The organism is Sulfuricaulis sp., assembly GCF_024653915.1.
Lineage (GTDB): Bacteria > Pseudomonadota > Gammaproteobacteria > Acidiferrobacterales > Sulfurifustaceae > Sulfuricaulis.
Window position 1 is genome coordinate 1 of the sequence record NZ_JANLGY010000019.1, and the last position, 7,577, is coordinate 7,577.

The following is a 7,577-nucleotide window of genomic DNA, read 5'->3' on the forward strand; positions in this document are numbered from 1 at the left end:
TTTCCTGGGGATTCTGGGTAAAGTCATCAAACAGTGTCACTGGCTATGCCACGCCTACTGTCTGATGGACAATCACTACCACCTCCTGATCGAGACCCCGGACGCCAATCTGTCGGTCGGCATGCGCCAGCTCAACGGCACCTACACCCAAACCTTCAACCGCCGCCACGGACGGGTCGGGCACGTGTTACAGGGACGCTTCAAGGCGATTCTCGTGGACAAGGACAGCTATCTCCTGGAACTCTCGCGCTATATCGTGCTTAACCCGGTGCGCGCCAAGATGGTCAAACAACCTAACAACCATGCCTGGTCGAGCTATCGCGCCACCGCGGGGTTGTCCGGTGCCCCCGAATTACTGACCCGCGATGGGCTTCTCGGTCAATTCGGTCGGCAACGCCGCACCGCCGAGAAGCGTTACCGGCAATTCGTCGCCGAGGGTATCGGCCAGCCGTCTCCTTGGGACCGGCTCACCGGGCAGATTCTGCTGGGGTCCGAAGCGTTTGTGAAGAAAATGGCGCGCAAATTCAAAGAATCCGAAACTCTCGCCGAAATCCCGCGCCGCCAACGGTTCGCGGCGCGCCCCAGCCTCAAGACCCTGTTCCCGGAGGGCGTCTTCAAGGACAAGGTGGCGCGTGATCGAGTAATACGCCAGGCTCATCGTGAATATGGGTACTCACTATCGGATATCGGCCGGAAACTGGAGTTGCATTACACCACGATCAGTAAAGTCGTAAATCGGGGTGGGGCGTGATGCATGTACTTATATTTCTAGACCTGACCTTATCTCCCCTGCTATCTCCACTAGAAATAAATGTCGCGCTACTACGTTCGCCTGGAGATAAATAATTATTTTCCGCCGCTGAACCCCTGTTGCCGCCAGGCTTCGTAAACCACCACCGCCACGGCATTGGAAAGATTTAAACTGCGATTGTTGGGCAGGAGCGGCAACCGCAGTTTGTGTTCTTCCGGAAGTGAATCCAGCAACTCCTGGGGTATACCTCGCGTTTCAGGGCCGAAAAGCAGGGCGTCATTTTCCTTGTATTGTGTTTCTGTATAGAGTCGGCGCGCCCGGGTCGAGAAGGCAAACAGGCGCGGAGGATCTGCGCTTTTGAGAAATGTTTCTAGATCCGGATGAGTCCTTACCTCGGCCCATTCGCGGTAATCCAGTCCCGCGCGCCGCAATTCCTTGTCCTCCAGCCGGAAGCCGAGCGGTTCGATCAGGTGCAGACGCGCGCCGGTATTGGCGCACAAACGCATGATGTTGCCGGTGTTAGGCGGAATCTCGGGTTGATAGAGCACGACATGAAACATGTTTCTGCCGCCTATGGTGCGGGTATTAAGGTGGTGTTCCTTCCCGGATTGTATATAAGTAGGTAAGGAACACGCAGCCCCGTAATTGCCCGTTCAAGGAGGAACACAACGGTGATCAGAAAAAAAACATCCAATTTGCCTGCGGTCCATGCCAGTTCATTACTGTTCATCTGCGCGCTACTTCCGGCTCTGCTGTTCAAGGGACCGCAAATCGAATTCTTTGCCGTAACCCAGATTGTGCTAGTGATCTGGCTCGGCTGGATTTTCATGCATTCTCATGAATCAGGCCTGCGCATTCCCAAGACAGCGCTGGCGCTGTGTCTTACCCTGTTCTGGTTGTGGCTTGCACTGTCTATTGCCTGGAGTCTGGCCCCCAGCATCAGCGTGATCAATTTCTGGTGGGTCGGGAGCTTGGTGTTGGTGTTCTGGCTTTATATCCTGACGCCGAACCGGGATGCTTTATGGTCGCATGTGGCTGCCATTCTGTTGGTGATAGGAACAGTGCTGGCGTTGATGGGGATTTATCAGGTGCTGGTGCTGGAACAGCACGCACGGTCTGTTTTCGAGACGCGTAACACACACGCGGCATTTCTCAATCTCGTGGCGCTGCCGGCCTCGGCGTATTTTCTGCGCATGAACTTGGGTAAGGAGATAACCCGCCATCAAATCGTCATGCTGGGGGCGGTCCTGTTTGTTCTGTTTTTATCCATTTTTTTAACCGCAAGCCGGGGCGCGACGCTGAGTCTTGCCATCAGTCTGAGTCTGCTGGCTGCACTGACGATGCGGTATGTCCCAAAACGCGCAGTCTTTCTGCTGTTCGGTTTACTGGTGTTGGCCTATCTGGTGACGAAGATATCGCATGGGGAGCTGGGAGCCCGCCTCCCCCAGCTGGTGCAGGATTCGGCACGTCGCATAATCTGGGAATCTTCCTGGAACCTGTTGCAGGCTTCGCCTTGGCAGGGCATCGGCCTCGGACTTTTTTATCTGGCTTATCCCGCGTACCGAAATCCATTAGATAGTTCCGGTGGCTTCTTCGCCCACAACGATTATCTCCAGATTTGGATTGAAACCGGACTACCCGGTTTGATTCTTCTGTTGTCAATACTGGTTGCAGCGACATGGCTATTCGCTCGCGCCGTGCGCAAGACGAACATGAGTGGTGATACCCGCATCGAAATGACTGGTCTTTTTTGCGGGCTTCTGGCCGTGGCCGGTCACAGCGTGGTGGATTTCAATCTCTATATCCTGTCCATCATGATGACTTCGGGCCTGGTAATGGCGCGCTTTCATGAGCTGGCGACCCGAGGGCTGAAGGTATCTTCATGGCATCTGCGCCCTTCCCGCTTTGTCGGTAAGCAGGCATACCCGCTGATCGTTGTGCTGCTTGTTCTTCTGCCTGTTCTCTACTTTATTGCTTTGGGAATGGCCAACTCCTATTACGACAAGGCGCTCTCGTTGGCGCGGGAAGGAAAACTGCAGGAGGCTGACAAGAGCCTCGCCAACGCACAGCACCTGACTTCCTCGGACGATCGCATGCTGATCGCGCATGCTGATTTATACCGACATGCCATCGCTTTGCTTCCGCCGGGACCGGATGACGGAAAAAAATCACTTTATGATGATGCTGTGCGGTTTCTGGATCGGGCGCAGCAGGCCAATTCCCTGCGAGGATTGACGTTTGTTATCCGCGGCCGGCTCTACCAGCAAAACCCGGCGCTCGCGGGCGAGAACATGCACGAGCTCGCCGCCGAATCCTTCCAGCGTGCCTTGGCCCTGAACCCCCGGCTGTTCCAGGGGCGCATGGATTATGTCTCCTTGTTGTTACAAGCCGGTAAGAAAGAGGAAGCGCTTCAAAGCCTGGATGAAGGTGTCAAACACGACTATTTCAACGGACCAGAGCTGATTCCTTTCTATTCACTGACCGCCAAACTCAGACGGGAGGCTGGAAGACTGGAGGAGGCCGGAATCCTCGAAGACAGGGTCAGGGAGTTGGAGAAAATGACCACGGCCGGTTATTACCTCCGCGGATACTGAAAAACCGGAAACCGCGATTTTCCTTTACCGGCCTGAAAGATGGCTTGGTATTTGCTAGAGATACAAGGGTATTGAGGCCCCCGCCTGGAATCGGGAGGGCCAGGCTTTGCGCTGGTCGATAACCGGGAACGCCGGTTTTTTCGACTATAGTGGAGTTAAGTTCATTATTTTCAGCATATTAGGCCGCCTGTTTTATATCCTGGATGAGGGCGGCCCCGACGGGGAATCGTGATGGCAACCATAACCGAAATGAAGCCTAAAAAGATTCGCATCGGCGACCTGCTGATTGCGAACAAGATCATTTCGGAAGAGCAGCTCAAGTCCGCCCTGGCTGACCAGAAAAAGAGTGGCCGCAAGCTGGGCCGCGTGCTGGTCGAGAATGGTTTTCTCTCGGAGGATCAGCTTCTCACTTTCCTCTCGCAGCAGCTCAACATTCCTTATATCGATCTGCGGCGTTATCACTACAAACCCGAAGTCGTCCGCCTGATTCCCGAGACGCACGCCCGGCGTTTCCGTGCCATTGCGCTGGAAGACAGCCGCGAGAGCCTGCTGGTGGGCATGGCTGACCCAACCGATATTTTCGCCTACGACGAGCTGTCGCGCGTGCTGCGCCGCCCGTTGCGTTTCGCGGTGGTCAAGGAATCCGAACTGCTCAAGACCATTGACCGCGTTTATCGGCGCACGGAAGAGATCAGCGATCTGGCACAGGAACTCCAGCAGGAGTTGACCGCCCAGGGTGGTGTGGATTTGGCGGCGCTGGCCGAGGCCGAAGGCCTAACCGATGCCCCGGTCGTCAAGCTTTTGCAAAGCATGTTCGAGGACGCGGTGCAGGTGAATGCCTCGGACATTCACATCGAGCCGGACGAGAAGGAGCTGCGCATTCGTTTCCGCCTCGACGGCGTATTGCGGGTGCAGACCATTGCGGACCGGCGCATTGCCAATGCGCTGGTGTCACGCGTGAAGCTGATGGCGAATCTGGATATCTCGGAGAAGCGTCTGCCGCAGGACGGTCGCACTAACGTTCGTATCCGTGACAAGAGCATCGATGTGCGCGTATCGACCCTGCCGGTTCAGTTCGGTGAGTCTGTGGTGATGCGCTTGCTGAATCCGTTCAGTGGTGTGCTCAGCCTGGAGCAGGTGGGCATGCCGAAAAATATCCTTGAGCGTTTCCGCCGGTTGATTCACAACCCCAACGGCATGGTGCTCGTGACGGGCCCGACGGGTAGCGGCAAAACGACGACGCTGTATGCGGCACTCAAGGAACTGAATAAACCTGAATACAAGATACTGACGGTCGAGGATCCGGTGGAATACCGCCTGCCCGGCATTAACCAGGTCCAGGTCAATACCCGGATTGAGCTGACCTTCGCCCGTGTGCTGCGGTCCATGCTGCGCCAGGACCCGGACATTGTTCTGGTGGGTGAAATGCGTGACCAGGAGACGGCGGAAATCGGTCTGCGCGCCGCCATGACCGGCCACCTCGTACTTTCAACTTTGCATACCAATGACGCGGTTTCGACGGCGATGCGCCTTACCGACATGGGGGTGCAACCTTTCATGGTCGCGGCTTCGCTGCGCGGCATTATTTCGCAGCGGTTGTTGCGACGCATTTGTGAATCCTGTGCCGAGCCCCATGAATTATCGGCGGGGCAAATGGCCATCGTTCGGGCCGAGGCCGGTGACAAGGCGGACCAGCTCAAATTCAAGCGTGGACGCGGGTGCAGCCACTGCAACGGTACCGGTTACTCGGGCCGTATAGGCGTTTTTGAATATCTGGAGATGGATGCCGCATTAGTGGGTGCCCTGCACGAGAAAGATCCTGGAAAATTCGAAGCGGCCGCTAAACAACAGGCCGGGTTCCAGACACTGCGTCGCTGCGCCATCATCCTCGCTGCGCAGGGCCAGACCACCATGGATCAGGTGATGCGCGCCACCTTCTCGATGGAAGAATAGTCCTATGTCGAGACTAACCCTAAAGTAGGGCTACATTCATGGCGTTATTTCATTACAAGGGACGCAATCAGCGCGGTGAAGCGGTTCGGGGACATCTCGAGGCGGCTTCATCGGATGCCGTCGCGGCGCAGCTGATGAACAGCGGTGTCATTCCGATTGACATCGGTGTTGCCCAGGTGCGTGAGGATATTCTTGGTGCGCTCAAAGCGCGCCTGGCTGCGAGTACGCCCATCACCCTGACGGACCTGTCGTTATTCAGTCGCCAGATGTACACCCTGCTCAAGGCCGGTGTGCCCATCATGCAGGCGCTGCGGGGGTTGCGCGAATCCACTCAGAACCCCGCGTTGGCCAAGGTGATCATTGGCATTAGCGAAAGCCTCGACACGGGTCTCGATCTTACCAGCGCGATGCGTCGACATCCGCAGGTGTTCTCATCGCTGTACGTGAACATGGTCCAAGTGGGCGAGACCACGGGCAGTTTGCAGGAAGTTTTCCTGCAAATGACGGTTTATCTGGAGCGCGAAAAAGACACCCGCGACCGCATCAAGTCGGCGACGCGTTACCCCATTTTCGTTGTCGCTGCTATTTTCATTGCGATGTTCATTATCAATCTCTTTGTCATTCCGACCTTTGCCAAAGTGTACGCCGGATTCAAAATCGAACTTCCGTGGGCAACCAAGATTCTTATTGCTTCGTCCAACTTCACCGTGGCTTATTGGCCGGTGATTTTGATGACGATCATCACGGCTATATTCGCTATTCGCTACTATATCCGCACCCCTGAAGGCCGTTATCGCTGGCACAAGATGAAACTTGATATTCCGGTGGTCGGCAAGGTGATTTACAAGGCGACGCTGGGGCGGTTTTCCCGGGCGTTGGCGGTGATGATGAAGTCCGGCGTGCCGCTGGTGCAGGGCATGACGGTCGTCAGTCGCGCCGTGGACAACGATTACATCAGCGAACGCATCGTGCAGATGCGCGATGGCGTTGAGCGCGGGGAGACCATTTCTCGCACGGCCGCGGCCACCGGCATGTTCCCGTCGCTGGTGATCCAGATGATTTCCGTGGGCGAGGACACCGGTTCGGTGGACGAGCTTATGTTCAACGTGGCGGATTATTACGACCGCGAGGTGGATTACGACATCACCAACCTGAGTACCGCCCTCCAGCCGATTCTGATCGTGTTCCTGTCCATCATGGTGTTCATTTTGGCGCTGGGCGTGTTCCTGCCAATGTGGGACCTGGTCCAGGTGGCGCGCAAAGGCTAGCCATAATGCGGCATATGGCCGGTCCTCAGAAACTGGACAAGCCCGGAATCCTAACCTACTGTTTTTATAGGCTGCCATGCTTCATCAGGAAGGAACAGACAGTGAGCCGGAAAAGCCAGGACCCGAAGGGTCGGGGGTGCATAAGGCATTGTAACGGCGGCTTTTCCCTGCTGGAACTGGTCATCGTGATCGTGATCATTTCGGTGCTGCTGGTGTTGGCTATTTCGCGTTTGCTGGCCCTGATGGTGGATGCAGAAAGGGTAACGATGGAAACCGTGGCCGGGACATTACGCAGCGCTATTGGCATGAAGGTTGCAGAAAGTATTGTGAAATCGAAGGTTAAGGATCTTCCGGCCTTCGAGGGCAGCAACCCGATGGCCCTGCTGGCGGAAACGCCGCACAACTATCTGGGCGAGCTGGACGGGGTCGACCCGGCGAAGCTCGAGGACGGCAACTGGTATTTCGACAAGCGTGACAAGACGCTGGTCTATCTGGTCCGCAACAAGGGTTTTTTTGTCGGCGGCCAGGCCAACCCTCCCCGCGCGAGGTTCGCCGTGAGGTTGGTCTATAGTGACAGGAACGGGAACGGTGTATTTGATCAGGGCAAAGATGCGATTGAAGGTATGCGCCTGAATCCCGTGGAAAAGTATTCCTGGTCCCGGAACTGAAACCGGGACGGAGCGGTGAAGGCAGCGGGTGATTAACCGGCCGCCAGAATGCAGTAAAGCAATTTTATTTGTGACTCAGGAGAAAAGTATGTCTAAACAGCAAAGCGGTTTCACTCTCGTCGAATTGGTCATCGTCATTGTTATCCTCGGCCTGTTGGCGGCCACGGCCCTGCCGCGGTTCATCAATATCACCGCAGATGCGCGTGAAGCAAGTGTTAATGGTGTTGCAGGTGGTCTGCGTTCGGCTGCCTCACTCGCCCGGGCGCAATGGCTGGTTACCGGCAGCAGCGGTGCCACGTCAGTTAACATGGACGGCACGACCGTCATTGTCACCACATCCGGC

7 protein-coding genes are annotated in these 7,577 nt (G+C 56.1%); 6 read left to right on the forward strand and 1 reads right to left on the reverse strand.

The annotated features are described in order from the left end of the window. A partial coding sequence (locus NUV55_RS09735; protein ID WP_296672471.1) for a transposase occupies positions 1 to 751 on the forward strand: 751 nt, incomplete at its 5' end. 95 nt (positions 752 to 846) lie between these two features. On the opposite strand, the gene trmL is transcribed toward NUV55_RS09735, so the two are convergent. Then, a complete protein-coding gene (gene trmL / locus NUV55_RS09740) occupies positions 847 to 1,311 on the reverse strand; it encodes a tRNA (uridine(34)/cytosine(34)/5-carboxymethylaminomethyluridine(34)-2'-O)-methyltransferase TrmL (RefSeq protein ID WP_296672473.1) in 465 nt (154 codons plus the stop codon). A gap of 111 nt (positions 1,312 to 1,422) precedes the next feature. Between trmL and NUV55_RS09745 the strand changes: the two genes are divergently transcribed. From NUV55_RS09745 to NUV55_RS09765, 5 genes are all read left to right on the forward strand, one after another. After that, entirely contained in the window at positions 1,423 to 3,345 is a 1,923-nt protein-coding gene (locus NUV55_RS09745; protein WP_296672475.1) for an O-antigen ligase family protein, read from the forward strand. A 231-nt stretch (positions 3,346 to 3,576) separates the two neighbouring features. Then, a complete protein-coding gene (locus NUV55_RS09750) occupies positions 3,577 to 5,298 on the forward strand; it encodes a GspE/PulE family protein (protein WP_296672478.1) in 1,722 nt (573 codons plus the stop codon). Positions 5,299 to 5,336: 38 nt separating this feature from the next. Further along, positions 5,337 to 6,566: a type II secretion system F family protein gene (locus NUV55_RS09755; RefSeq protein WP_296672480.1), complete on the forward strand. Its 1,230-nt coding sequence runs from the start codon at positions 5,337 to 5,339 to the stop codon at positions 6,564 to 6,566. 101 nt (positions 6,567 to 6,667) lie between these two features. After that, the gene (locus NUV55_RS09760) at positions 6,668 to 7,234 is read left to right on the forward strand and encodes a prepilin-type N-terminal cleavage/methylation domain-containing protein (protein ID WP_296672481.1); all 567 of its coding nucleotides are present in this window, start codon (positions 6,668 to 6,670) and stop codon (positions 7,232 to 7,234) included. 88 nt (positions 7,235 to 7,322) lie between these two features. Further along, positions 7,323 to 7,577, forward strand: a 255-nt coding sequence (locus tag NUV55_RS09765; RefSeq protein ID WP_296672483.1) for a type II secretion system protein, incomplete at its 3' end; no start/stop codon positions are given.

Excerpts from the sequence above, each read along its gene's own strand:
- trmL (WP_296672473.1), bottom strand. The coding sequence starts at position 1,311 with ATGTTTCATGTCGTGCTCTATCAACCCGAGATTCCGCCTAACACCGGC.
- NUV55_RS09750 (WP_296672478.1), top strand. The coding sequence starts at position 3,577 with ATGGCAACCATAACCGAAATGAAGCCTAAAAAGATTCGCATCGGCGAC.
- NUV55_RS09755 (WP_296672480.1), top strand. The coding sequence starts at position 5,337 with ATGGCGTTATTTCATTACAAGGGACGCAATCAGCGCGGTGAAGCGGTT.